The 22,750-nt window shown below is 38.1% G+C and carries 29 protein-coding genes and 4 pseudogenes; 28 read left to right on the top strand and 5 right to left on the bottom strand.

Features of this window, described 5'->3' with window-relative positions; all coding sequences use genetic code 11:
* Nucleotides 1-18: 18 nt before the first annotated feature.
* Nucleotides 19-192: pseudogene (gene ymcF, locus PR766_RS17860) on the top strand (cold shock small protein YmcF); the annotation flags it as partial.
* Between the two features lie 116 nt (nucleotides 193-308).
* On the opposite strand, the gene PR766_RS17855 reads toward ymcF, so the two are convergent.
* A complete protein-coding gene (locus PR766_RS17855; RefSeq protein ID WP_154635802.1) occupies nucleotides 309-515 on the bottom strand; it encodes a thiamine biosynthesis protein ApbE in 207 nt (68 codons plus the stop codon).
* A 525-nt stretch (nucleotides 516-1,040) separates the two neighbouring features.
* Here PR766_RS17855 and PR766_RS17850 point away from each other — a divergent pair.
* From PR766_RS17850 to PR766_RS17825, 6 genes are all read left to right on the top strand, one after another.
* The gene (locus tag PR766_RS17850; protein WP_006658147.1) at nucleotides 1,041-1,382 is read left to right on the top strand and encodes a hypothetical protein; all 342 of its coding nucleotides are present in this window, start codon (nucleotides 1,041-1,043) and stop codon (nucleotides 1,380-1,382) included.
* A gap of 1,213 nt (nucleotides 1,383-2,595) precedes the next feature.
* A complete protein-coding gene (locus PR766_RS17845; protein WP_154635800.1) occupies nucleotides 2,596-2,829 on the top strand; it encodes a hypothetical protein in 234 nt (77 codons plus the stop codon).
* Nucleotides 2,830-2,922: 93 nt separating this feature from the next.
* Nucleotides 2,923-3,057, top strand: a complete 135-nt coding sequence (locus PR766_RS17840) for a hypothetical protein (RefSeq protein ID WP_262362027.1) — start codon at nucleotides 2,923-2,925, stop codon at nucleotides 3,055-3,057.
* A 145-nt stretch (nucleotides 3,058-3,202) separates the two neighbouring features.
* Nucleotides 3,203-3,403: a phage holin family protein gene (locus PR766_RS17835; RefSeq protein ID WP_006658152.1), complete on the top strand. Its 201-nt coding sequence runs from the start codon at nucleotides 3,203-3,205 to the stop codon at nucleotides 3,401-3,403.
* On the top strand, nucleotides 3,384-3,956 hold the full coding sequence (locus PR766_RS17830; RefSeq protein ID WP_036975060.1) for a lysozyme: 573 nt from the start codon (nucleotides 3,384-3,386) through the stop codon (nucleotides 3,954-3,956). The genes PR766_RS17835 and PR766_RS17830 overlap by 20 nt, the downstream gene beginning before the upstream one ends.
* An 82-nt stretch (nucleotides 3,957-4,038) precedes the next feature.
* On the top strand, nucleotides 4,039-4,488 hold the full coding sequence (locus PR766_RS17825) for a lysis protein (RefSeq protein WP_050788072.1): 450 nt from the start codon (nucleotides 4,039-4,041) through the stop codon (nucleotides 4,486-4,488).
* 112 nt (nucleotides 4,489-4,600) lie between these two features.
* Here PR766_RS17825 and PR766_RS17820 read toward each other — a convergent pair whose 3' ends face one another.
* The 3 genes from PR766_RS17820 to PR766_RS17810 form a co-directional block, all read right to left on the bottom strand.
* The gene (locus PR766_RS17820) at nucleotides 4,601-4,813 is read right to left on the bottom strand and encodes a KTSC domain-containing protein (protein WP_154635799.1); all 213 of its coding nucleotides are present in this window, start codon (nucleotides 4,811-4,813) and stop codon (nucleotides 4,601-4,603) included.
* 849 nt (nucleotides 4,814-5,662) lie between these two features.
* Nucleotides 5,663-5,896 carry a DUF1161 domain-containing protein gene (locus PR766_RS17815; RefSeq protein ID WP_006661264.1) on the bottom strand — a complete coding sequence of 78 codons (234 nt, stop codon included), beginning with the start codon at nucleotides 5,894-5,896 and terminating at the stop codon, nucleotides 5,663-5,665.
* A gap of 186 nt (nucleotides 5,897-6,082) precedes the next feature.
* Entirely contained in the window at nucleotides 6,083-6,214 is a 132-nt protein-coding gene (locus PR766_RS17810) for an entericidin A/B family lipoprotein (RefSeq protein ID WP_006658157.1), read from the bottom strand.
* Between the two features lie 470 nt (nucleotides 6,215-6,684).
* Here PR766_RS17810 and PR766_RS17805 point away from each other — a divergent pair, with 470 nt between their 5' ends.
* The 18 genes and pseudogenes from PR766_RS17805 (at nucleotide 6,685) to PR766_RS17725 (ending at nucleotide 18,657) form a co-directional block, all read left to right on the top strand.
* Entirely contained in the window at nucleotides 6,685-7,200 is a 516-nt protein-coding gene (locus tag PR766_RS17805; protein WP_154635798.1) for a lipocalin family protein, read from the top strand.
* Nucleotides 7,201-7,409: 209 nt separating this feature from the next.
* A pseudogene (locus tag PR766_RS17800) lies at nucleotides 7,410-8,237 on the top strand (phage minor head protein); the annotation flags it as partial.
* A gap of 112 nt (nucleotides 8,238-8,349) precedes the next feature.
* The gene (locus PR766_RS17795) at nucleotides 8,350-9,126 is read left to right on the top strand and encodes a hypothetical protein (protein WP_036952450.1); all 777 of its coding nucleotides are present in this window, start codon (nucleotides 8,350-8,352) and stop codon (nucleotides 9,124-9,126) included.
* A 13-nt stretch (nucleotides 9,127-9,139) separates the two neighbouring features.
* A pseudogene (locus PR766_RS17790) lies at nucleotides 9,140-10,104 on the top strand (major capsid protein).
* 83 nt (nucleotides 10,105-10,187) lie between these two features.
* Nucleotides 10,188-10,670, top strand: a complete 483-nt coding sequence (locus PR766_RS17785; RefSeq protein ID WP_006659252.1) for a DnaT-like ssDNA-binding protein — start codon at nucleotides 10,188-10,190, stop codon at nucleotides 10,668-10,670.
* Between the two features lie 2 nt (nucleotides 10,671-10,672).
* On the top strand, nucleotides 10,673-11,023 hold the full coding sequence (locus tag PR766_RS17780; RefSeq protein ID WP_006659251.1) for a hypothetical protein: 351 nt from the start codon (nucleotides 10,673-10,675) through the stop codon (nucleotides 11,021-11,023).
* A gap of 1 nt (nucleotide 11,024) precedes the next feature.
* Nucleotides 11,025-11,603: a hypothetical protein gene (locus PR766_RS17775; RefSeq protein ID WP_036977974.1), complete on the top strand. Its 579-nt coding sequence runs from the start codon at nucleotides 11,025-11,027 to the stop codon at nucleotides 11,601-11,603.
* Nucleotides 11,604-12,005, top strand: coding sequence for a phage tail terminator-like protein (locus PR766_RS17770; RefSeq protein ID WP_154629326.1), 402 nt, complete (start codon nucleotides 11,604-11,606; stop codon nucleotides 12,003-12,005).
* Between the two features lie 48 nt (nucleotides 12,006-12,053).
* Entirely contained in the window at nucleotides 12,054-12,707 is a 654-nt protein-coding gene (locus PR766_RS17765) for a phage tail tube protein (protein WP_036960300.1), read from the top strand.
* 33 nt (nucleotides 12,708-12,740) lie between these two features.
* Entirely contained in the window at nucleotides 12,741-13,043 is a 303-nt protein-coding gene (locus PR766_RS17760; protein WP_036960303.1) for a phage tail assembly chaperone, read from the top strand.
* 29 nt (nucleotides 13,044-13,072) lie between these two features.
* The gene (locus PR766_RS17755) at nucleotides 13,073-13,342 is read left to right on the top strand and encodes a DUF1799 domain-containing protein (RefSeq protein WP_224050447.1); all 270 of its coding nucleotides are present in this window, start codon (nucleotides 13,073-13,075) and stop codon (nucleotides 13,340-13,342) included.
* 448 nt (nucleotides 13,343-13,790) lie between these two features.
* A complete protein-coding gene (gene umuD, locus PR766_RS17750) occupies nucleotides 13,791-14,204 on the top strand; it encodes a translesion error-prone DNA polymerase V autoproteolytic subunit (RefSeq protein WP_036960306.1) in 414 nt (137 codons plus the stop codon).
* Nucleotides 14,204-15,466, top strand: coding sequence for a translesion error-prone DNA polymerase V subunit UmuC (umuC, locus tag PR766_RS17745; RefSeq protein WP_154635797.1), 1,263 nt, complete (start codon nucleotides 14,204-14,206; stop codon nucleotides 15,464-15,466). The genes umuD and umuC overlap by 1 nt, the downstream gene beginning before the upstream one ends.
* Nucleotides 15,467-15,794: 328 nt before the next feature.
* On the top strand, nucleotides 15,795-16,319 hold the full coding sequence (locus PR766_RS17740; protein ID WP_006659243.1) for a Dps family protein: 525 nt from the start codon (nucleotides 15,795-15,797) through the stop codon (nucleotides 16,317-16,319).
* Between the two features lie 79 nt (nucleotides 16,320-16,398).
* Nucleotides 16,399-16,581 (top strand): annotated as a pseudogene (locus tag PR766_RS18480) (hypothetical protein); the annotation flags it as partial.
* Between the two features lie 127 nt (nucleotides 16,582-16,708).
* Complete coding sequence (locus PR766_RS17735; RefSeq protein ID WP_036975041.1) at nucleotides 16,709-17,170, top strand: hypothetical protein; 462 nt, start codon at nucleotides 16,709-16,711, stop codon at nucleotides 17,168-17,170.
* A gap of 271 nt (nucleotides 17,171-17,441) precedes the next feature.
* Nucleotides 17,442-18,188 carry a hypothetical protein gene (locus PR766_RS17730; RefSeq protein ID WP_036960316.1) on the top strand — a complete coding sequence of 249 codons (747 nt, stop codon included), beginning with the start codon at nucleotides 17,442-17,444 and terminating at the stop codon, nucleotides 18,186-18,188.
* A gap of 109 nt (nucleotides 18,189-18,297) precedes the next feature.
* Complete coding sequence (locus PR766_RS17725) at nucleotides 18,298-18,657, top strand: MmcQ/YjbR family DNA-binding protein (RefSeq protein ID WP_006659239.1); 360 nt, start codon at nucleotides 18,298-18,300, stop codon at nucleotides 18,655-18,657.
* Nucleotides 18,658-18,745: 88 nt separating this feature from the next.
* On the opposite strand, the gene ivy is transcribed toward PR766_RS17725, so the two are convergent.
* Nucleotides 18,746-19,192: an Ivy family C-type lysozyme inhibitor gene (ivy, locus tag PR766_RS17720; RefSeq protein WP_036960318.1), complete on the bottom strand. Its 447-nt coding sequence runs from the start codon at nucleotides 19,190-19,192 to the stop codon at nucleotides 18,746-18,748.
* Nucleotides 19,193-19,346: 154 nt separating this feature from the next.
* Between ivy and PR766_RS17715 the strand changes: the two genes are divergently transcribed.
* From PR766_RS17715 to PR766_RS17705, 3 genes are all read left to right on the top strand, one after another.
* Nucleotides 19,347-22,292 carry a phage tail tape measure protein gene (locus PR766_RS17715; RefSeq protein ID WP_154635796.1) on the top strand — a complete coding sequence of 982 codons (2,946 nt, stop codon included), beginning with the start codon at nucleotides 19,347-19,349 and terminating at the stop codon, nucleotides 22,290-22,292.
* Between the two features lie 32 nt (nucleotides 22,293-22,324).
* Nucleotides 22,325-22,537: a hypothetical protein gene (locus tag PR766_RS17710; RefSeq protein WP_036952419.1), complete on the top strand. Its 213-nt coding sequence runs from the start codon at nucleotides 22,325-22,327 to the stop codon at nucleotides 22,535-22,537.
* A gap of 62 nt (nucleotides 22,538-22,599) precedes the next feature.
* Nucleotides 22,600-22,750 (top strand): phage tail protein (locus PR766_RS17705; protein WP_272518486.1); only part of this gene is annotated, 151 nt, incomplete at its 3' end.

Genomic DNA, 22,750 nt, shown 5'->3' with positions numbered 1-22,750 from the left:
TTAGCTTCTCAGTAGAGAATGGTGCAAAAGGTCCAGCTGCGGCAAACGTGGTGGCGCTTTAAAGACACTATAAAAGTCTATCTGTACTTTAAATGTCCTTGCTGTAGTGGATCTCAATATAGAACGTCACAGTTTGATATTTCAGTAAATAATCCACATGGCGCTAAATGCATTTTTTGCAAAAGTGCTATGAAAGCGCAAGCATGTTAGTAACTTGATTGGCTATTATTAAAAATCTCGCATTTGCGGGGTTTTTTGCATTCTCAATAATGAAAACTCTATTTGCCAGCTTCTGTCTAATTCATATGCTAGATAGTTTTATCTATAGCTTTTTCAATCGCTTTACATTCAGGACCATTTCCACTGGATTGCTCTATTTTACCGGGTAAGTTACCTTCGGGAGTATCCATCTTTATCACGCAAGTGTCAGACTTAGATTGGGGCTTAGTGTTCGATAAACAACCTGTTACTAAGGCGATAATAAAAAATACTAATATAGATTTGTTTTTACGCATACTCTTTATCCTGTTTTTAAAGGGTAATTATTGATGCTACCAAAGGTTAAGAGTGAAGTACAAAGTAATCCACAAAGTCGGTCTGTACGTTTTATTTATTTTCTATAACGTTTAAATGGTAGGTCTGCCGCTCTTTAAATCGACTCGCAAAGCTGGGACTTACCTTTTCATTGTGGAGAATGCCAAGGCTGATGGGCTTAATATTAGTGTAGGTTAGATGTCCACATGAGCAACATAAGTGAGCGAAATGCCAGTATCACACCGATAGATATACCGAAAGTCCCTTTGCTTTGGCTGGATGAAACAATAATTATGAATGAGACCACAAACCCAATTATAGGGATAGCTGTTAATAACTGAACAAGACCACCAAGCATGGTAAATTCCATTTAAGTTAAGTGATTGTATTTTATTATTCGTTAGAATAATGCCTCCAACCGTTTTTCTATTAGCCGTTTTCCGTTTTTTACTTTAGCATTACAGCGATGCCAAACTTAAGCTAAATTTCAATAAGAGTGAAAATATATGGATACGGAAAAAGTAGAATATAAGGTCGCAGGGAAAGGAATTCTAAATGCATTTTGGTTCGGTCTTATTGCATTTATCATTGCTTTAATCATCAATCAAGTTAGCCCACATAATAACTCTGGAGGATGGTCAGCACTTGACCGAGGGTTGTGGATGGTTTTTATTATTTTTGGTGCTGGGGTTTATTGTTTTTTTTGCTTCATAATTGCCTTGGGGGAGTGGTTAGGTAACCGGAAAAAGAGCCATGTAAATACTGAACGGGCAATGATAGCCACCTGTTTACACGGTATGGTTGCTTTATTTGTGGGCGTTTGTACATTGATGATTTTCTATCAGTAACTTTCTATTTTATTAAAAAATTATCCCAAGGGCTGCCATTGTGTAGCCTTTTTTCGTTTAAGAGAGGCATCAAGTGAAAACAATCCAAGTTACGGCACCAAAGCTTAATGGCTCAATCTCTTTTGAAGTACATCAGAAAGGTCAGCGTCTTGTTAAAGGTATTTTTACGGAAAAACTGCCCCCCAGTTTGTTAGAAAATATCGTGTCAAATGCACATCTGATGATCTAGTCGTCACCATCACTCATAGTGAAGTTATGGGGAAACAAAATACGGTAGATAGTGAAAAAGGTATTAGTGCGCTACGCAAAATCAATGCTAGTGTGATAAGAGTGAATACGTTGTAACCGAACTTATAGAATGAAACCTCGCAATGCGGGGATTTTATTGGCAAAAAAAAGCCACTCCAGTGGGTGGCAATATAAACAATTTAAAACTAGAAAATTTAGATTAGGCTACAACTAATATAATGCCTTTACATAATGATTATTGTGTACTAAATAAAGTAATGTAATAAATACTTGATGAGTAAGTTATTGATTTCTTCGTCCATACATTTCATCTTGCATACATTGTGCGTGTACTGGACCCCTCTCTGTACCACATATTTTTAGAGCTTCATTGTGTTTTTCACACAAGGCTACGTTGGTAGTATTAGAACAGTCTAACAATCTAGGACCTCTTACGGCTGATCCTTGATTTATGTTACGCATATTCTGCATATTAGCTCTATTTTGATTAAATGGGCGTTCATTAGTTGTATCTTGCCACCGAGGATTGTTTGAGTTGTTCCATGATCCTGGCTGTGCAATCGCAATGATAGGGATTAATAGAAGTAGTGGGAATATAGCTTTCATAATCTGACTCCTGATAATTATAATTAATGGATAGATGCTAGATTGCCTTTTTAGATTACTAAATAACCACTAAAAAAGTATGGAGATATCATGAGATATATTTGAAGATTTTATGATTATTTTTAACATTGTTTTAATGTGTAACTCTATAACGATCAGGTAACTTCAAGTGGTAGTACTGCCGCTCTTGAAATCTACCCGCAAAGCTGGGAGTTACCTTTTTATTGTGGATAACGCGAATGTTGAGTACCTACCCATATATTCTTCCAATTATTTATCTGCGCTAGATCTATTCATTGATACGAAGCTACCTATTTGCTAGGTTGAAATAACGGGGAAATGAATAAGGCAGGCCGTTATGGATTATTATTTAACGAAAAGTGATCGCGATGGAATAGTCGTATTGCATAAAAAAGTATGCCCGCAACTTATTCAACACAGTAATGCTGCTTATGTTGGTTATTATTTTGGTGAGTATGGTGCAATACAGAAAGTTGAAAGCATAACTGCGAGCACTGTTGTTAGTTGTCCTGAATGCATGACTGATATGCAAGCTGAGAATAGCGTTTTTGAAAAAAAGGATAAATACTAGTTACTATCATTTTAAGTAGAGGTAGTAATTCAACAACAAAAAATTCCAAGGGCTACGCATTGCGTGGCCTTTTTTCGTTTAAGAGAGGTAGTTATGAGTAATCAAAATGAAGGTGAATTTTTAGGCGTTATTGTCACTAGTTGTGATTTAGGTCTAGAGGAACGAGTAACAGCATTAGAAAAACAGATCGCCGACATGCAAAAGGTAGCGATCTGTGAAAATTCGTAGTTAATCAGCCATCCCTTCGGTAAGTCACATTGGGCTGAATATCTAACTTATCTCAAATACTGATTAAATTCATTAATCTAAATCTAGCTGCTATTGCTGGTGGCTTTCTATTAACTAAACATCGGAACACTCCGCAGGGGTGGATATGCGTATGCACGAAAAATACTCTAGCCCCTTTTCTTATGCTCTTGGAGTTATCACTACTGCAGCTGGGGCGTTATCACTAGACCAGTGGGCGGTGCTCATTGGGATTATCTGTACTGTCGCTACCTTCTTGGTGAATTGGTACTACAAACGGAAAGAATTCAAATTAAGAGAGGCTAACAGTGGCAAAGATACCAAATAAAATAAAAATAGCCGCTGTGACAGGTGGGCTGATGGCATTAACTGTTGCAATGGTGATTAATTTTGAGGGATATGAGCCCAAACCCTACCGTGATGTAGGTGGTGTTCTTACGGTGTGTTATGGGCATACAGGTTCTGACATTATTCCGACGAAAACCTATACAAAAGTCGAGTGTGACGAGTTACTGGAAAAAGACTTAGCAATCGTCGCTAAAGCAGTAAACCCCTTAATTAAAATCAATATTCCTGATTACACCAGGGCGGCACTTTATTCATTTACTTATAACGTGGGAATAGGTGCTTTCTCGCGCTCAACATTACTTAAAAAACTTAATACTGGTGACCAAGCTGGCGCATGTCATGAACTAAAACGCTGGATATATGCAGGGGGGAAGGCGTGGAAAGGGCTAATGACGAGACGAGAGGTAGAAAAAAACGTGTGTCTTGGCGAGTTTGCTTATGCTTATCCTCCTTTATTATCTGTCTACCCATCTACTGGGCAATTGGCGTATACGCACTTCGAGACGACACTTGTGGTGGCACTGACAAGATAAGTTTAGAAAAGCGTTGCCAGAAAGCTATCGAGCATTACAAAGGTCGGCAAGTTAATTTTTAAACGTCTCTATGGTAATCGCCATGAATAAAGTCAGCATATTGTTATTTATTGTCGCATTGATAGCGATATGGGGAATGTGGAAACAACACGAGAGGATAGGTGAGTTAAATACCAAAAATGCCGGACTACTCGTTGAGTTGACAGAGCAGGTCAAAATTAATGAGGATTACCAAAAACGCATTAACTTACTTCATGAACTCGACAAAACTCACACAATGGATCTCTCAAATGCAAAAGCTGAAATTGATAAGCTGCGCAATGATGTTAGTAATGGCACTAAGCGCGTGTACGTCAACGCCAAATGTCCAAAACCCGCAGCGAATACCTCCGAGAGCGGAAGCAATGAAAATCCCGCACGACTTAGTGAAGCAGCTGAACAAGATTATTGGCGTCTCAGAGAAATGATGACGGAAAACGAACAACAGACGTTGTATTTGCAGAATTACATTCTGATGGAATGCTTGAGATAAGTTTTATTTAATTAAGTTAGAGGGTATGGATAACTCGCGATGAAAGGTAGAAATATTTAACTTAACAGAAATAAGAATTCCCTCAATGCTGAGGGAAGTAGTAGTTATATAATCAAACGTCTTTTATCAATATATATTTCCCAATAATATATCGGTCAATATGTTGTTTCTTATCTTTAGCTACAACTAATCTTTGATATTCAATATATGGCACATTTTTATATCGGTAAGCACCTTCTTTATGGTGACTAATTTCTAATATCTTTTTTTTATGATTATAATCAATAAGATATCCGCTTTTTGAGTCAATGTTGATTCTGTACATTTCTATCCATCACAGAAAAATAAATAACAGTGTTAGTTTTTGAATAAAATCGAATGAAAAGTGTAGTTTAAATCCGCTATGTTTCAATCTATTTCAAGTTATTTCAAAATATTTCAGATTGGCATTAGAAATGACTAATATTAGATTGATTAACTCATTGTAATCAAACAAGTTTGGCTTAGGTCGCCATGAGTGAAAGTTAACGACTTGGTAGCAATAAAAAACAAGAAAAATGAATAGAAACAGTTTTTAATTTATACAGGCTGTTTTTTACCTGAGAGGTGACTGAGCTGTTAGTTATAAATAGAATTAAAGCTCGGTAATATATGGCTATAAATTAAGAATTATTGATTTCGTTGATAGCAAGAAGGTGAAGGTAAATTTCCTAAAGGTAAGAAATACTTGAAAGGAATTGCGGGGTTTTAGTGAGTTCAAGCATAATAATATCCATTATTATAAGCAAGTTAGCTACTCAGAATTTAATTTTATTAAGTAACGAGTATTACTTAAAACTCAAAAACAAAAGCCCCAAATATCGGGGCAAAATAGAAAATAACTGCTTATGAATAGAGCGCCACTATACATTAACTATAAGTGACGACTACATGAAAAAGGTAGTAATCTCAATCAGATATTACAATTTTGACCGTCTTAAAGGTATTTTTGAGGTTTCAGAATATTTTTGCGGTAACTAGAATTGTATTGATATCAATGCGAATAATGCAGAAGCAAGCACAAGAAGGGTGACTTTGATTAGGATTTTAAGCTAATTCTATTAAGCTATAATTTGAGACGCCCATGTTTTACGATTAAAATGGAAGGGCTCCGGACGAGCCCTTTTGGGGCGAATTATTTTTTTGTATAAATAATTTTTTGTGTTTCATTAGAACAGTTACCTACAACAGTACCTTGTTGTGAGGCTGCTTCTTCACTTGAAACGACAGTAATGGTAAAGCTATCGCTTGGGACACCATTGTTAATAATTTTTTGCGTAATTTCTTCAACAACGCTTTCGCATGAAGCACTCGCAATGACTGGAATAAATAATGTCATTAATATTGCTGTAATTATTTTTCTTTTCATATGTAATATCCCTTATAAGTTAGAGTCAGTTAATAAAAACACACTATGATAAGTTTAATTACCTGTCTTAAGTGAAATATTTGATTTTATCAATTAATGCTAGCCATGGTATTGTATTTTTTGAAAATTGAGGCATAAGAGGTTGTATTTATATCTAAGCCTCAAGGGTTGGGTAAAAGTAAGATTTTACTCTGCAGCCCTTTGTATTGCTTCTCCACCGGCTTCTATATCTTTACCTACGCCTTTAGTCGTATTGCAGGCAGCCAAGTTCATAACGATAACTAGTGAGCATATGAGGAAACTGAATTTTTTAATCATACTTCCTTCCTTACATTGTGTGAGGTTATAAGCTACAAAGGTCGTCTTTCATTATAGCAGAATAATTTGATTGTTTATTGGAACGATATGTAACGTGATAGATGATTATAAGCAATAGATAAGTGCTTTAGTGAGATATGATATCTGACAAATTAAAAAGAGCTGCTATATTTTAGGTGGTGCTATTCATTTTGATAATAAAATAACATTAGCAATAAGGGGTACACTCTATGATATTAAAAGAGTTATTTATCCGTATGCTTCATGTTTTTCAATACCTTTTAGTCGGTATTCTTTTAATATTATCATCAATCGCTTTACCACACTGGTTAGGGTAATTCGGGTTAGCGCGGCAATGACTTTATTTAAATGCTAGGGCTCTATAGTTACGAAATATTAAATCACTATAGTCGCTCTACACTCTTTTTTATGCGAAAGTATCTTATAGATAAATTTTCTGTGAGGTTGTAATGCAGATAAAGTCAGTTTTTATGCTTGTAAGTATGCTTTTACTTAATGGGTGTAGTGTTAAGGTGCCATCTGACATAACCCCTATTAAACATTTTGAGCTATCTCGCTATCTTGGTGAATGGTATGAAGTGGCTAGAATAGATAATCGATTTGAAAAGGGGCTAAGTAAAGTTTCTGCAAGCTATTCTCTACGCAATGATGGTGGTGTAAAGGTAGTCAATAGAGGATGGGATTCAAACGGGAAAAAGTGGAAAGAGAGTATAGGAAAAGCTTATTTTGTTGAATCGTCGGATGTAGGTGCCTTGAAAGTGTCTTTTTTCGGTCCTTTTTACGGCGGCTATAACATTATTAAGCTTGATGACGACTACCAGTATTCACTAGTTGTGGGCCCTAATAAAGATTACTTATGGGTATTATCGCGTACACCAACTATGCCGCCAGAACTTTTAGATGAATACCTTAGCTTTGCTAGCGCTAATGGTTTTGATAGACAAAGAGTATTGATATTTCAATAGAATCAAAAGTGGATTATTTATAGCGACATTAATTTATTGAAAAGTAAAATGTAATTACTGCAAGAGACAACCCGCCTTGTGCGGGTTTTTTATTACCTAATTAACTATGATTTTTATATTTTGAAGTGCTCATATGTTGTTATTTCATACTTATTTTCGTATGGGTCTGTGAAATAGATGGATATAGACACATCATGGTCAACGATAGAAAATTGAATGTTGTTGATTCTCAGGTGTTCTTACCTGATGCTGTTCTACGCCAATATCCGCTTATGGGTATTACAGAGGAGATGTTGTTTTCCTCAGCAATGTCTCGTCCATTTCAAGGGAAATTACTGTCTGAGTGGGCTGCTGGATTAGAATCTGACCGCATGACACGCATAAACAATGCTGTTCGCAATGGTTATTTAAATGGCGATAGTGCGCTAGAGATTGGGCGTAAAATCAGAGGTCATGCAAATCAAGGCTATAAAGATGGTGCCTTACAACTTAGTAGAGCTAACGTAACAACGATAGCGAAGACGGCAATCAGTCACTTACAAGCGACAGCAAGAGAACAATTTGCTGAAGCTAATAAAGATACCCTTGACTGCAAACAGTGGCTATCCACTCTCGATAATAAAACCTCCCATGATTGCATTGTCCGGGATAGGCTGAAGTATACTCTGGAAGGTAAACCAATAGGACACAAAATCCCCTATCTACAAGGTCCCGGTAAAATCCATTTTAATTGCCGCTCAACGGAAACTTTCGTCACTAAGTCATGGCGTGAATTAGGTATTGATGCGAATGAGATGGACGCAGGAACGAGAGCATCAATGGATGGGCAAGTTCCAGCAGAGACCAATTTTCTTGATTGGGTGCAGCGACAACCAGACTGGCGACAACGGCAAGTATTCGGTGAAACACGATTTAGATTAATGAAAGAGGGCGGTATGCATCCTTCTGAATTTTATACAGATAAGGGAGAATTTATTTCGTTAGAACAACTCAAAAAGCTAGACGAAAAAGCATTTAAAGATGCAGGTTATAGCTAATCAATTAACGATTTAACCAAGGTCACTTCGGTGACCTTTTTTATTGTCTAAATTCAGCCAAGGGCTGGTTTACTTTAACGCGCTAGGCGCAATGAATCCCAAGGGGAACAACATGTTATTTATGAATATCGAACGCAAATATTACTCACAGGCTGATGATGGAGCTGGTGGTGGAAGCGGTGGAACTGCACCTGTAATCACACCGGAAATTCAAGCCATTATCGATAAAGCAGTCGGTGAGCAAGTAGCTGGGTTGAAGGCTAAACGTGATGAGTTATTGGGTAAGCTCAAAGAGCAAAACGATAATCTCAAGCGTTTTGATGGTATTGATCCCGATGCTGTACGTGGAATTCTCAAACGTTTTGAAAATGATGAAGAAGCCAAGTTAATCGCTGACGGCAAAATTGATGAAGTCATTAATAAACGTACTGAGCGCTTACGCAATGACGTTGATAAACAACTGAAAGAAGCCAATAGCCGAGTGGAAAGGGCTGAGGCTTTTGCTAATAAATTTCGCCAACGTGTATTGGGAGATGAAGTGCGCTCTGCTGCTGGTAAAGCCGGCGCATTAGCTAGCGCACAAGAAGACTTAATTTTACGTGCCAAAGGCATTTTCCAAATCAACGATGAAGGTCAGGCCGTAGCCGTTGATGATGATGGTAATCCAATTATGGGGAAAGACGGTCGAACACCGCTATCACCCGTTGAATGGGTCGAATCATTAAAAGAAAGCGCGCCTCATTTGTTCCCTGCTGCTTCAGGGACGGATGCAGGAAAACATAAACAAGGTGGTGCACACCTTAAACGTTCTCAAATGTCTGCGAGTGAGAAAGCTGATTATATTCGCAGATACGGACGTGACACATTTTTAAAACTACCTAAAGAGTAAGGGAAGATAAGTAATGGCTACGACGACTAATAGCGATTTAGTAATTTACAACGACTTGGCGCAAACAGCGTTTTTAGAGCGTCGCCAAGATAATTTAGCAGTATTTAATCAGGCATCGAATGGTGCCATTGTGCTTGATAACATTTTTATTGAAGGAGATTTCCGTAAGCGTGCTTTCTATCAAATTGGTGGCTCGATTGAGCATCGTGATGTTGATTCAACAGGGACAGTAGAGAGTAAAAAATTGGTGCGGGCGAATCTGTTGAAGTGAAAGCTCCATGGAAATATGGTCCATATGCAACAACGGAAGAGGCATTTAAACGTCGAGGACGAGATGTATCTGAATTTTCTGAGCTAGTTGGTATTGATGCTGCTGATGCATCTCTAGAAGGTTACATTAAATATTCCTTAGCCGCATTGGGGGCAGCTATCGGTAGTAATACTGATATGGTCGTGACAGCAGACATTGCTACAGATGGGAAAAAAACACTCACCAAAGGGCTGCGTCGATATGGGGACAAGTTTAACCGTGTAAATCTCTTCGTCATGCACTCTACTACGTATTTCGATATTGTTGACCAAGCGATTGATAACAAAGTATACGAAGAGGCTGGTGTGGTTATCTATGGTGGGCAGCCGGGAACGTTAGGTAAACCCGTCTTGGTAACAGACAGTGCGCCAGTTGATGCTATTTTTGGTCTTGTTCCGGGGGCGGTGACTATCATAGAGTCACAAGAGCCAGCCTTCCGCTCATTTGAGATTAATGATAAGGAAAACCTAGAGATTGGATATCGTGGCGAAGGCGTTGTTAACGTAGGCGTGCTTGGTTATAGCTGGGATGAATCAAAAGGCAAAAATCCAGACCTAACCAAGTTAGGTACTGCGGGTAACTGGAAAAAACACTTTACGAGCAACAAATTGACAGCAGGTGTGATGATTAAATTAACTGCTCAGAGCAAAAATGCAGCAAAGCAATAGAGCCTGAAGTAGTGAAAAGGAAAAAAACTACTGATGGCAAGTGAAGATAGGGGCGTAATGCCCCTTTTTATTTTGAGGTGGTCATGATTGATGCCGATAAAAACTCACCTACGTTTAATAGTTATGCTGGTATTGAAGATTTAAAAGCATATGCGAAAGTCAGGAATTTACCTCTGTCAGACAGCAAGTCACTCGAGTCATTACTCATCGTTGCTATGGACTTCTTAGAATCCCAAAAATGGAAGGGTAGTCGTTCCGACAGTACGCAGCCATTATCTTTTCCTCGCACTGGATTATTTCGTGATGGGGTTGCAATTGCTAGTGATGCGATTCCTAATCAGGTTATACAGGCTCAGTGTCGCCTTGCACTTGAAGCACAAGAGAATGAATTACAGCCAACATTAGGTGCGGAAATCATTTCTGAGCGTATAGAGGGGGCAATTGACTTGAAGTATGCAGAAGGCACAAATACTGGCGTGCCTAATTTTGCTTGGCTGAAAGGTTTGCTATATGGCTTGATTGATAGCTCAGAAGGCTTGGGGATTAACACATTTGCAGTGAGGTAGTGATGAATATTTATCAGCGAGGTTGTCACACAGCATTACGAATACTGAAAAAGTACGGTGCTTCATATCAAGTGAAACGCGCTGGCAAGCATTGGGTTGATGATAATGGTGTTGAGCATCATGAGCCTGAGTCTCTATTTTCAATCATTGGTGTAAAGGTTTTGTACAAGCCATATGAAATTGATGGAACTCTAATTCTCTCTACGGATATTAAAATGGTTCTTTCTCCAGAGGTTGATATTCGAAAAGGGGATTCTGTTCTTGTTGATGGTATCTGGCTTCGCGTGCATGAGCCTAACCCCGTGAAACCTGCTGATATTGTTATTTGCTACAAACCTCAGCTGAGGGCTTGATATGACTGATTCATTCATGAGGTCCGTTAATTTGTTTGTAGAGAAATCTCAAGCAAATATGGAAACGGTAGTAAGTAAAACGGGATTCAAGATTCTCGCACAGTTAGTTGAAATGTCTCCGGTTGGTAATCCTGAACTATGGGAAGTTAATCAGACGGCTGTTAATTATAATCAAGCTGTGTTTGAGTACAATGAAGCACTGAGAAAAGACCCTAATAATCTGACACCGAAAAGGGGTTTGTTAAAAAAACGAGTTCGCGTTAATGACTCTATGGATATCAAGGCACCTCCGGGGTATACAGGAGGGCGATTCCGTGGGAATTGGCAAGTCACTTTTGATTCACCTGCTGATGGTGAAACTGGGCGAGTTGATAAATCAGGCAATATGACTAAGGCGGTTGGTAATTATGTGCTTGAGCAGTTCAAAGTGGGTATGAATGCTATCTATTTTACTAACAATGTTCCTTATGCCTACAGGTTGGAAATGGGGCACTCAAGACAAGCTCCTAATGGCATGATTGCAATTACCGCTGAAAACGTAGGTAAGTTCTTTAGAGACGCTATCGCAGAGATGAAGTAAATGAAACAATCTGAAATCAATCAGTCTATTCGTGCGCTGGTGGCAAAAATTGCTAAGCAAGAAGGGGTGAAGGTGGCTTGGTCAAATATTGAGTTTGACGATATTAGCACTCCATATTTGCAATTACATATAATGCCAGCCATAACCGAAAATCTAGGTCTAGCGTTAGATATGCCAGTTCAAAAAGGTGTTATTCAACTTAATGTTGTTGAAAAGATTGGTAATGGTGATTCGGCGGTTATTAGCTTGGTTGATGCCGTCAAAGAGCAGCTCGAAAATGGTCTAACACTCACGGAGTCACTGTATCTAGACGGTGAACCAAATCAGCTACCGCCACTTACTAGTGATATCAACTACATCATTCCAATACGTACATCCTATCGATGTTATTCAATCCGATAAACGACCGCCTAAATGGCGGTTTTTTTATGCATAAAAATGAGGTTCATAATGGCTTATAACATTCCTAATGGCTCACGTGTTTATGTTGCGAGTAAATACGGAAAAGATGTTGAGTTTACGGCGGCAAGTAATGCCACTGAAGCTGTACTTTCTGTCGCAGCATCAAGTGGCATTAAAGCCGGAGATGTTGTTCTCATCACATCTGGGTGGAAACAAATGTCTGGTGTCTTTCGTGTGAAATCAGCAGAAAACACAAGTATCACGCTTGATGGTGTTGATACGACAGATACAGAACGTTTTCCGATTGGCGGCGGCAAAGGAACGCTAAAATCAGTTCAAGAATGGGAAGTAATGCCCCAAGTCATGACCTTATCAACAGAAGGTGGTGAGCAGCAAACACAAGAAATTCAATTCTTAGAAGATGAGCAAGCAGAAACAGTTGATACCTATAAATCGGGTATTGTGCAGGTTTATACATTTGCTCATGATGCGAAATTACCTATTCGAGGGTTATTAATGTCCTTGGATGATACAAAGCAGTTAACAGCGATTCGTTTTTATAATAAACGGGCTGGTGAAGACCGTTACTACTCAGCTAGTGTGTCATTCCAACGCGTTCCTAATACTGCAATTAACGAGGTTGAAAACGTATCTGCACGTTTCTCTCTTAAATCAGATATGCAAATTTACACTACCGCATAATAACAGCCCCTTTGGGGCTTTTAAGGAAACCTAATGGCGAAATTTACTCTGAATCCCAATCCAATATTTAAAGCTGATGTAAAAATCCGAGTGGCTGGCAAAAGCGAGCCGGAGGTTGTGACATTTACGTTTAAACATTTACCAATGAGTAAATTGGAAGAGTTAAAAAATGAGCCAGTAAACAAATTTTTTACTCAAATTATTGCTGATTGGGCAATTGAAGAGCCTTATAACGAAGATAATTTAAAGTTGTTATTTGACAACTATCCATCAGCTGCAGGGGCTATTACGACAACGTATTACAATGAATTGTTAGGTAATCGCGAAAAAAACTAATATCGGTCGCTGAAGCAATGTATGGGGGAATGACAAAGCAAGAGGCTGAAAATTTTGAGCGAGCTTTTGGCTTTCCGCCTGATATTGATGATGTTGAAGTTGTTCCTGATGTATGGGAGTCATATCTGGTATTTTCTGCGATGAGTACACAGTGGAGAGTTGGTATGAATGGTGCTACGGGACTCGACTATAGCGTTATTCCCAATGTTTTAGAGCTACTTAACATCAAAAATAAAGCGACCATATTTGATGACTTAAGGGTTATGGAGCTAAAGGCTCTTGAGTTGATAAACGAGTAGTCAGGGGCTGTAATGCCCCCAGTATTAACTTTAAATTAATAGAGCCGGTTAAAGTCATTGTCGTCTCTATCGAGAAAGCAATCAGTACGTTTAGATTGATTTTCTATACGATTGCATTTTCTAGATATTTTGGCACTTTTATCATGAGCAGCTCTGACTTCAGCTTTTTCTGCTGGAGTTAATTCTGAATAACTTCTTCCTTGACATCCAACCATTAGAATTGATGTCAGTAACAATAATGTATATTTCATATTTTCGGCAATGCAGTTAATAGTTATAAGCCATAAGTTTACTTTATAAAAAGTAAATGAAGGAGGAATAACGACACTGTAGGTCTGATTTTCTAGGAGGGGATTGCATATTTCTAGTCTTTTGATACTTGAAAATGATCTTTACAATGAAAATGAGTGAAATATACTGTATATAAATACAGTAATATTGGTGCGTTATGAAGCTAAAGCCTATCGATTCCGAATCAATTCTCAACATTCCATTATTCTTAGATAGAGTAGCAGCGGGATTTCCATCTCCTGCGGCTGACTACATGGAGGAAAGAATAAACCTTAACAGCACATTGATTAAACATCCAGATAGTACGTATATGTTACGCGTCGAAGGTAATTCTATGATTGACGCTAACATTAACGATGGCGATGTTGTGATTGTCGATAGCGCATTGGTAGCAAAGGACGGGGATATTGTTATCGCCAGTGTTGATGGGGAGTTTACAGTTAAGAGATTAAAGTCTTATCCGCCGATGTTGATACCGATGAATCCTGATTTTCAACCAATACATATTGGTGATACGCAGGATTTACAGATATTTGGCGTAGTCACATTCATTATTCATAAGGCTCAGTAATGTTTGCCTTAGTTGATGTAAATTCGTTTTATGCGAGCTGTGAGAAAGTTTTCAGACCAGACTTAGCAGGAAAGCCAGTAATTGTTCTGAGTAATAATGATGGCTGTGTAATTGCTCGTTCTGTTGAAGCAAAAAAACTCGGTGTAAAAATGGGAGAGCTTTACTATGAGAGAAGAAACTATTACCTGCAAAATCATATTAACATTTTTAGCTCGAACTATGCGTTATACGCTGACATGAGCAACAGAGTGATGTCTCTACTATCAATGTATGCTCCGCGTTTGGAAGTGTATTCAATAGATGAGGCATTTCTTGATTTCACTGGCTTGGTTCATACCTTTAATTTAGAAGACTATGGGCGAGAAATTCAATCAACGATATTGCAGCGAACTCACTTGCCAGTAAGTGTTGGCATCGGTCCGACTAAAACGCTGGCTAAAATTGCGAATCATGCCGCTAAAACGTGGAAGAAGACTGATGGTGTGGTTGAGCTATCTGATAGAAGTCGGCAAAGAAAATTACTGTCATTTATTCCGATTGAAGACGTGTGGGGAATTGGACGAAGGATTTCAGCCAAGTTAAGAATTATGGGCATTTATACCGCTTTAGACTTGGCTAATGCATCAGTGGCTACAATACGCAAAGTGTTTGGCGTAACGCTAGAAAGGACGCTCAGAGAACTTAACGGTGAGTCCTGTATTGAGCTTGAAGAAGTCAGAAAAGTTAAGCAGCAAATATTATGCTCTCGCTCGTTCGGTAAGAAAGTTTTAGATATCGACATTATGCGCAAGGCTATTTGTGACTATGCAGAACGAGCAGCGGAGAAACTACGCGAAGAAAAACAGCGATGTCGAGTTATTGGTTTATTCATTCAAACAAGCAGACACGCATTTGGTGAAGATTACGCTAATAGTGTCAGTATCAAACTTGAATATCCTAGCAGCGACACGCGAGACATCATTAATGCTGTTATGCGTGGTTTAGATTCTATATGGCGAGATGGTTACCGCTACTATAAAGCCGGGATAATGTTATCTGACTTCACAGATTCAGATGTTACTCAGTTTGATATGTTTTCTACTCAAAAACCATTTAAGAACGGCGATGAACTTATGAAAACATTAGATACAATAAATAATAGTGGTTTAGGTAAAGTCTGGTTTGCTGCGAAAGGGAGCGATAGTGGATATCAGATGAAGCGCGAAATGTTATCACCAGCGTACACGACAGGTTTTAATGAGCTGCCTGTAGCTAAAATCTAGCATGGAAAATAGAATATCGAGGATTACAAGAGTTTAAATTCAGTAAGTTAGGTTTAAAGTCTGAAGATCGGATTTAATTAGGTAGTCACATAAAGATTGATATTCAATTTTGTTTTTTAGTTAATTTATTCAATGCATTAGAATTTGATATAGATCAATGAATGATGTTATTAAGTACATAATTAAAATAATCAGCACATATTGAAAAGCAATGTTGGCTAAATAGTTTCATAACCAATTAAGAGATATATAGAAAGAACATTAGTGTAATAATTTGTTTTAACATCTTTAATATCAAAACAGATGTGACTATCTTTAGGAGTTAATTATGAGTAAAGCTAAAGAACTACAAATTCGCCCACTTAAAACGCCAACAGATTTATCTCCAAAAGCAACAAAAGATATCAGTGGAGCAATGAATGCAATTTTGGCTGATATTTTTGCTATTTATTTAAAAACTAAAAACTTTCATTGGCACATGAGTGGTCCACATTTCCGCGATTATCATTTATTGCTTGATGAACAAAGTGAACAACTATACTCCATGACAGACCCTATAGCTGAAAGAGTTCGTAAAATAGGTGGTGTGACTATACGTTCTATAGGGCAAATATCAAAAATGCAAAGGATTAGCGATAACAATGCGGAATACGTAGAACCTTTAGATATGCTTGCTGAGCTTTGTGAAGATAATAAAATGTTGGCTTCAGAATTTCGAAAAGCACATGAAGTATGCGCAGAACATGGCGATTATTCCACTACAAGCCTAATAGAAAACTGGATTGATGAAACAGAACGCCGTGTCTGGTTTTTATTCGAGGCTTGTCGAGAAGCTAAAACGTCCGGTCATTAATGTAAAATTTATGTAGTTAAGCGAGTTTAATACTAGAGGGCTTCTAAATCAGAAGCCCTCTTTGTGATTAAGAATATGGTTAGAAGTGTCAGCAAATAAAATTGGTCGTATTGCAAACAAGAACGGATTGAAAACTGACGAATTCGGTAAGTTCTTTTTGGACAAGTCAGCTTACTCATCAAAGCAGGTTGAAGCGTTCCGTTATAATGAGAACGGTATTAGCGCGTTACGCCATATTATTCACGGGAAGGAAGTTGCCTAACCTACACATAGCCCAAGGATGAGCTTGCATTCTAGATCACATAATTATTTTTAACTAAAGAGTTCGATTATGTGTAGTAAAGCTATTCAGGTATATTCAGGGGGCTAATTTATTAATGAGGTTAAAGATGATTAAGTATATTTGCGCCCTGTTTATTTTATTTTCTGGATATACCCTGTCTGCTAATAACGAGAATGATATGGGGTTATATCGAGATAATAACTATAATATTTTGGCTTTGGCGGGAAAGTATAACTGTGGAGTTTATTCCATACCTGATGACCTTAGTGATAGCAATAGATATAACGGAGTGCAAATCGGGACTGTTAAGTTGGAAGTAACTCCACATGCAGATTATAACAATGCAATGATAAATATAACCTTTGATACAGGGGTAGTTATAACATCACCAAAGCTTGAGTTGCTTTCAACTGATGCTAAAGCTACTGTGTATTTTAGTGAAAATTCAGGGGTTACATTTGCTTATATGATATACGACAGAATGGGTATTAAAGTTATTTTGCACAATAGCAACAAAGGTCAAGAAATTAGTGTCGGTCTAGCTGATTGCAAATACGAAAACAGTTGACCCGTCTATAGGTAATAGATTTATTTTAAAAAACATGAATAGATGAGAGTGACATCAAAAATTTGAAGGAATGGAACCCAATGAATACCAGAGATCTCTAGAGTCTCTAGAAGTCACACAAGAAGAGATTGCTAATATTCGTAATTTTTAATGTACATGTGCTCAACTATAAATAGTGTTAATAACCCACTCCGGTGGGTTTTTTATTGCCTGAAATTTGCATCTATCCTAATATCCATTGGACTTAAATTAAACTTATTAAGGCAATGGAATGAATAAATTACTAGCGTGCTTTTTGAGCGTATCGATTTTAAGTTCTACTGGGTGCGTAACTGCGGCGGTTTGGGATTCGAACACGGCAAAAGAGACCAATATAAGGGAACGTGTTGATTTAAAAGATAATATTGTATCTACTTTTGAATATAAAGATATTAGTGTTAAAAATAAACTAACTAATCAAAAATTAAAAGAGATTGAGCTTCCTACTTCAGGTTATGGTTTTTTAGGTGATAAATATATTTATATACTGACGAATGGTTCTGCTGAATTAATGAAATTAAATGAGTTGGTTAAAGTAATTCCATTGTCAGCATTTAATAACCCGGAGGGAGTTATTAGAATCGAGATAAAGCCAGATGAGCGCAGAGAAGGACTAGTAAAATTTAATGACAGTTACTTTGTTTATATAGATAAAAAGTACAGGTTAAGTCCAGAACAAGAGAAAAGCCTTAAGGATTTTGGTTTTAGTGAGAGGCGATTTGATAATGATAAGTCATGGGTTAAAACAATCCCGCTAAGTGGATATTTATTTGATAGGAATGGAATAACTCTTCCATTAGTACCCAATGCTAAGCTAAATCAATCATATAAGGTTGAGTTTTATACTACAGAGGAATACACATCACTTAGTGCTGGTAAATTGGCTGGTAATGTCATGATTACACCATTTACTATTGCTGCTGATATTATTGCAACGCCAATATTACTTATACTGTATGCAAATTACGTCAATAAGTAATAAAAAGTAGCAAAAGTATTGATTGGGTCGCTTATGTGACCTTTTTGTTTGCTTCAATTTGCACTCCCACTAAGTTAGCATAACTAAAACTTATTCGTGGGATGGTGAGATGAACAAAAATGAACTTATGGAATATATCCAGAGTAATTATGGTGCTGTCGCTGAGTATCCATGGGCTAAGTTTCCTAGTTACATCATTTATAGGCATAAAAATAACTCAAAATGGTTTGCTGCCATTCTGACAATATCATCAAAGAAGTTATATGAAAGCGAGAGTGATGAGATGGTAGATATTATAAACCTTAAATCACCTCCTGAATTAGTTGGTTCGTTGAGGTTAAAGAAAGGGGTATATCCAGCATATCACATGAATAAAGAGCACTGGATTACTATAAAGTTGGACAGTGGATTTCCTGAAGATGAGCTTAAAGTGTTGATTGATGAGAGTTACAAATTGACTGCAAAGTAATTAATCTAGCCCGTCCTTGGGCTTCTATTTTAACGCCATTCTATTGGCATTGGTGGGCTAATTCTGAAAATAACTACTTTAAGTTTAATTACTTATAGTTAAAATCATTAGGGTGATTATCTAGGCTGCCCGTAAGTGCTGCAAATAAAACCGTTTTCCCATCGATTGATAAATCATCGGTGATATTAAACCAGAGTAAATCCTCAGTATTGTTCTTTTCATCATTTGAAGAGAATACACCTGCCATAACATTCTTTTCTTTAGAGTACATAATCGCAATTCGCTCTGCTGGGCAATTGTGAGGTTTGCACGCTGTTGCTACTTGGTATTCATTACCGTTTAAAGTCACAGTATTTGATGGGGATTCAGTACCACCAGTTAAGACCCATGATGGGAGGTCGTTATTTTTTACAACTTGAAGGAATGCTGTTTTAGTCTTTGCATCACTAGCTAACTTACTGATAGTTAACTCGTTTCCAGCATGAGCATTGGCTGCGATGAAAAGGGCTGCGATGAGTGTCAATTTTCTAAGCATGTTAATAATCCTTTGTGTGTTTAAAGGTTATCTGGTTAGTGATGAATGTTGGAAAATGAAATTCTAGAATAATATGGCGTTAATTTAAATAAAAGTTACATACAAGCTAATTTAACCACCTATGAGTGGTTTTTTTATATCTGGAGAAAGGTAAATGGCAGATATAGCAACCATCTCTCTTAAAGCTGATACGTCTGATTTAGAGCGTGGGACTCAAAAATTAAAGGAGTTTGGCAGCACAGCAGAAAAGGTAAATGGCTCAGCTCAAGACCTGAACGAACAATTTAAACGCGGCGTTGATAACCAGAAAAAAGCAGCTCAAGCTGCGGAGAAACAGCGTAAAGAGCTTCATGAGTTACTTAATCAGCTGAACCCTACAAATAAAGCTTTTGAACGATTAGATGACTGGCAGACAAAGCTTGTAGCAGCAAGTAAAAAAGGGTTACTTCCCAAAGATCAATTCAAAGATTATAGCAGCATATTAGACCAAACTAGAGATAAGCTGCAAAGAATGCACATGTCTCTGACTGCAGAAGGGCAAGCATTATTAGCTCAGGAGGCTGCAACGAATAAAGCAAAGCAAGCCGCAGATGAATTCTTACAATCTCTTAAAAATCAGACGGATTTTATAGGAAAAACCAAAACTGAAATTCTAGAGTTGAAAGCAGCGCAAATGGGAGTTTCGCAACAAGCTGCGCCAATGATTGCCAAGCTGAAAGAACAAGAAAAAGCATTCTTAAATGGTTCAATCACGATTGGTCAATATCGAAACGCTATGCGTCAGTTACCCGCTCAAATGACGGATATTGTCACATCGTTGGCATCTGGGATGCCTGTATGGATGGTGATGATACAGCAAGGTGGTCAGATAAAAGATTCCTTCGGTGGTATAGGAAACTCATTGAAGGCGTTAGCATCGCTAATTACCCCAGCAAGAGTTGCAATGTTTGGATTTGTTGGTGCCGCTTCTGCGGTAGCTCTTGCTGCATATCAAGGCTCTAAGGAATTTAGTGAATATAACAAGCAACTGATTCTTACTGGTAGGTATGCAGGGAAGACTGCGGCACAACTGGATACTCTTGCTAGAAACTTATCAGGAAATGGTATTACCCAGTATGGTATGGCTGATGCTATATCAAAAGTTGTTGGCTCAGGGGGATTCTCCGGCGATATAGTTGAGATGGTTTCTAAAACAGCAGCCGCAATCGAAAAGGCTGTTGGTCAGTCAGTTGATGAAACAATCAAGCAATTTCAGCGTTTAAAAGAGGAGCCAGTTAAAGCTGTTACTGAACTAGATAAATCCCTTCACTTCTTAACGGCTACTCAGTTAGAGCAAATAATGGCACTGCAAGAGCAGGGGAAGGAGCATGAGGTTGCAAAGATAGCAATGGAGTCTTATGCCAATGCAATGCAGGAGCGTAGTCAGCAAATTGAAAACAACTTAGGTTTTTTAGAATCAGCTTGGAAAGGCGTTAAGGAAATGGCGAGCGATGCATGGGATGCAATGCTTAATATAGGACGAGAAAGAGCGCTAGACCAAAAGATTAAAGACTATGAAGAGAAACTTCTTGAGTTCCAGTTAGACCCTGCTGCTAAAGGACTGCATCATTATAAAACAGGTCAGACACCTGAAGATTTAAGGCGAGAACTGGATTTACTAAACGAAGAAAAGTTTCAGAGGGATATAGAGAATGCGAGAAAAGAGGCGGCTAGAAAACAGGAAGAGGTTAAAAAGTCACAGATTTTGGCTGATGAAGCATTAAGGCGAGAATATGAGACCGCGGAGGAGAAACACCAACGCAAATTAAGTGAAATAAAAAATAAAGAATACGCTTCTCAGGCTGTAAAGGATAAAGCGATTCGTCGTGAAAAGGAACGGTATGAGAAAGAAAAACTGAGAGGGAAAAAGAAACCTACAGCATATCGACCTGACTATGGCACTCGTGCGGATGAGTCAGCCAATGAAGCTCTCGTTTCTCTACAGGCTCAACTTAAAGTATTAAAAGAGCATAAAACTGTTGCTGATGTGATTAGCTCAGAGCGTAAAAAGCTTTGGGATATGGAAGCCAAAATAGCTGTATTAGAAGAAGCAAAAGCGACACGTAAGCTTACCAATGATGAGCAATCGTTATTGGCTAAAAAAGAATATGTATTAGCTTCTCAACGCGCATTAGCAGTAGTTGGCGATGAAATAGAGCGTCAAAAGCAACATAATAGAGAGTTAGATAGGCAACTAAAACGAGTTGAAGAAATAAAAGCTAAGAGTCGAGCGCTGGATATGGGCACTGGTAAATCTGACCGTATGTACCAACGTGACATCGCACTTGAGCAAGCTAAATCACCAGCAGAGAAGCAGGCATTAGAGGATTATTACAGTAAAGAAGATTCGTTACGTACCAATTGGGAGGCTGGAGTTAAAAGGGGATTTGCAGAATTTCAAGACCAAGTCTCCAATGTTTATGGTAACGTATCTCAAATTAGCCAATCAGTATTTCAAGGTATGAGTAATAGCGTTGTCGATTTTGTTTTAAAGGGCAAAGCTAGCTTTGGTGACTTTACTCGCTCATTTTTAGAAATGACGACTAAAATGCTTATGCAAATGGCGATGCTGAATGCTATGAAAGCTGCTTTTAGTGGGACTATTGTTGGTGAATTCTTAGGGCTAAAAGGTCATGCAACAGGCGGATATACTGGTGACGGCGGTAAATATGATGTAGCTGGTATCGTGCATAGAGGCGAATTTGTATTTGACAAAGAGAGTACGGCTAAATTAGGTAAAGCTAATCTATATCGGTTAATGGATGCAGGAAAGAGAGGTTATGCATCTGGTGGATATGTAGGTGGCTCTCAGCCAATGTCAGTGAGTCAGCCTCGAGTGCAAGTTTACGGCACTCATCCTGCTGGTGGGATTAACGTCAATCTTAATTTTGGTGGCATCAGCGTTGTAAGTGGTGCTCAACAGCAAGGTTCTATGCAGAATGTTGATATCCGAGCTGCGGAGCAATCCTTAAATAATAAGCTTAAGCGCTTCATGGCAATAGAGGGGCGTGAAGGTGGTGATTTGTACAAAATAATCAAAGCTGTTTCTGTTGGAAGATAAGAACAGTATTAAAAAATTAATGAGAGGTAGTAATGGAATTAAAACTTGGAACTGTAATCATTAACCCAGAAGATGAGCAAATCAGCATTCCTGTCGATGTTTATAAAGGTGATGAGTATAGTGTTGATTTCGTATTGGCAAATATAGTCTACCAAACAAACTTGAACTCTAGTAAACCGCTAGCCGAATACTTTGACGAAGCTAAAGATCACGCACGGAAAACTATCAAATTATTAAATCAGTAAAGATTATCTAGATTGATCCTCACATAGCCACCTTCGGGTGGCTTTTTTATTTAGGGGTAATAATGATTGAAGAGTTTAAGTGGCGAACTCAAATCCAAGACTCGCCAACTGGCGAATTTAAGCATCGAATAAAAGAAGTGGCATTTGGTGATAGCTATAAGCAAGTTTCAGGCGATGGTCTCAATACTGAATCTCAATCATGGGGATTTACCT

This window comes from Providencia sp. PROV208, from assembly GCF_028479465.1.
In the GTDB taxonomy this organism is placed as follows: domain Bacteria; phylum Pseudomonadota; class Gammaproteobacteria; order Enterobacterales; family Enterobacteriaceae; genus Providencia; species Providencia alcalifaciens.
Note: the sequence above shows the minus strand (reverse complement) of the source record. Positions and strands in the feature narration are given on the sequence as shown.

Bases quoted from the DNA above. Each gene is read 5' to 3' on its own strand.
- PR766_RS17835 (WP_006658152.1), top strand. From the start codon at position 3,203: ATGCGTATGCACGAAAAATACTCTAGCCCCTTTTCTTATGCTCTTGGA.
- PR766_RS17780 (WP_006659251.1), top strand. From the start codon at position 10,673: ATGAATATTTATCAGCGAGGTTGTCACACAGCATTACGAATACTGAAA.
- PR766_RS17825 (WP_050788072.1), top strand. From the start codon at position 4,039: ATGAATAAAGTCAGCATATTGTTATTTATTGTCGCATTGATAGCGATA.
- PR766_RS17815 (WP_006661264.1), bottom strand. From the start codon at position 5,896: ATGAAAAGAAAAATAATTACAGCAATATTAATGACATTATTTATTCCA.
- PR766_RS17775 (WP_036977974.1), top strand. From the start codon at position 11,025: ATGACTGATTCATTCATGAGGTCCGTTAATTTGTTTGTAGAGAAATCT.
- PR766_RS17725 (WP_006659239.1), top strand. From the start codon at position 18,298: ATGAACAAAAATGAACTTATGGAATATATCCAGAGTAATTATGGTGCT.
- PR766_RS17845 (WP_154635800.1), top strand. From the start codon at position 2,596: ATGGATTATTATTTAACGAAAAGTGATCGCGATGGAATAGTCGTATTG.
- PR766_RS17855 (WP_154635802.1), bottom strand. From the start codon at position 515: ATGCGTAAAAACAAATCTATATTAGTATTTTTTATTATCGCCTTAGTA.
- PR766_RS17795 (WP_036952450.1), top strand. From the start codon at position 8,350: ATGTTATTTATGAATATCGAACGCAAATATTACTCACAGGCTGATGAT.
- ivy (WP_036960318.1), bottom strand. From the start codon at position 19,192: ATGCTTAGAAAATTGACACTCATCGCAGCCCTTTTCATCGCAGCCAAT.
- PR766_RS17730 (WP_036960316.1), top strand. From the start codon at position 17,442: ATGAATAAATTACTAGCGTGCTTTTTGAGCGTATCGATTTTAAGTTCT.
- PR766_RS17810 (WP_006658157.1), bottom strand. From the start codon at position 6,214: ATGATTAAAAAATTCAGTTTCCTCATATGCTCACTAGTTATCGTTATG.
- PR766_RS17805 (WP_154635798.1), top strand. From the start codon at position 6,685: ATGCAGATAAAGTCAGTTTTTATGCTTGTAAGTATGCTTTTACTTAAT.
- PR766_RS17785 (WP_006659252.1), top strand. From the start codon at position 10,188: ATGATTGATGCCGATAAAAACTCACCTACGTTTAATAGTTATGCTGGT.
- umuC (WP_154635797.1), top strand. From the start codon at position 14,204: ATGTTTGCCTTAGTTGATGTAAATTCGTTTTATGCGAGCTGTGAGAAA.
- PR766_RS17760 (WP_036960303.1), top strand. From the start codon at position 12,741: ATGGCGAAATTTACTCTGAATCCCAATCCAATATTTAAAGCTGATGTA.
- PR766_RS17820 (WP_154635799.1), bottom strand. From the start codon at position 4,813: ATGTACAGAATCAACATTGACTCAAAAAGCGGATATCTTATTGATTAT.
- PR766_RS17740 (WP_006659243.1), top strand. From the start codon at position 15,795: ATGAGTAAAGCTAAAGAACTACAAATTCGCCCACTTAAAACGCCAACA.
- PR766_RS17715 (WP_154635796.1), top strand. From the start codon at position 19,347: ATGGCAGATATAGCAACCATCTCTCTTAAAGCTGATACGTCTGATTTA.
- PR766_RS17850 (WP_006658147.1), top strand. From the start codon at position 1,041: ATGGATACGGAAAAAGTAGAATATAAGGTCGCAGGGAAAGGAATTCTA.
- PR766_RS17840 (WP_262362027.1), top strand. From the start codon at position 2,923: ATGAGTAATCAAAATGAAGGTGAATTTTTAGGCGTTATTGTCACTAGT.
- PR766_RS17735 (WP_036975041.1), top strand. From the start codon at position 16,709: ATGATTAAGTATATTTGCGCCCTGTTTATTTTATTTTCTGGATATACC.
- PR766_RS17770 (WP_154629326.1), top strand. From the start codon at position 11,604: ATGAAACAATCTGAAATCAATCAGTCTATTCGTGCGCTGGTGGCAAAA.
- umuD (WP_036960306.1), top strand. From the start codon at position 13,791: ATGAAGCTAAAGCCTATCGATTCCGAATCAATTCTCAACATTCCATTA.
- PR766_RS17710 (WP_036952419.1), top strand. From the start codon at position 22,325: ATGGAATTAAAACTTGGAACTGTAATCATTAACCCAGAAGATGAGCAA.
- PR766_RS17755 (WP_224050447.1), top strand. From the start codon at position 13,073: ATGACAAAGCAAGAGGCTGAAAATTTTGAGCGAGCTTTTGGCTTTCCG.
- PR766_RS17765 (WP_036960300.1), top strand. From the start codon at position 12,054: ATGGCTTATAACATTCCTAATGGCTCACGTGTTTATGTTGCGAGTAAA.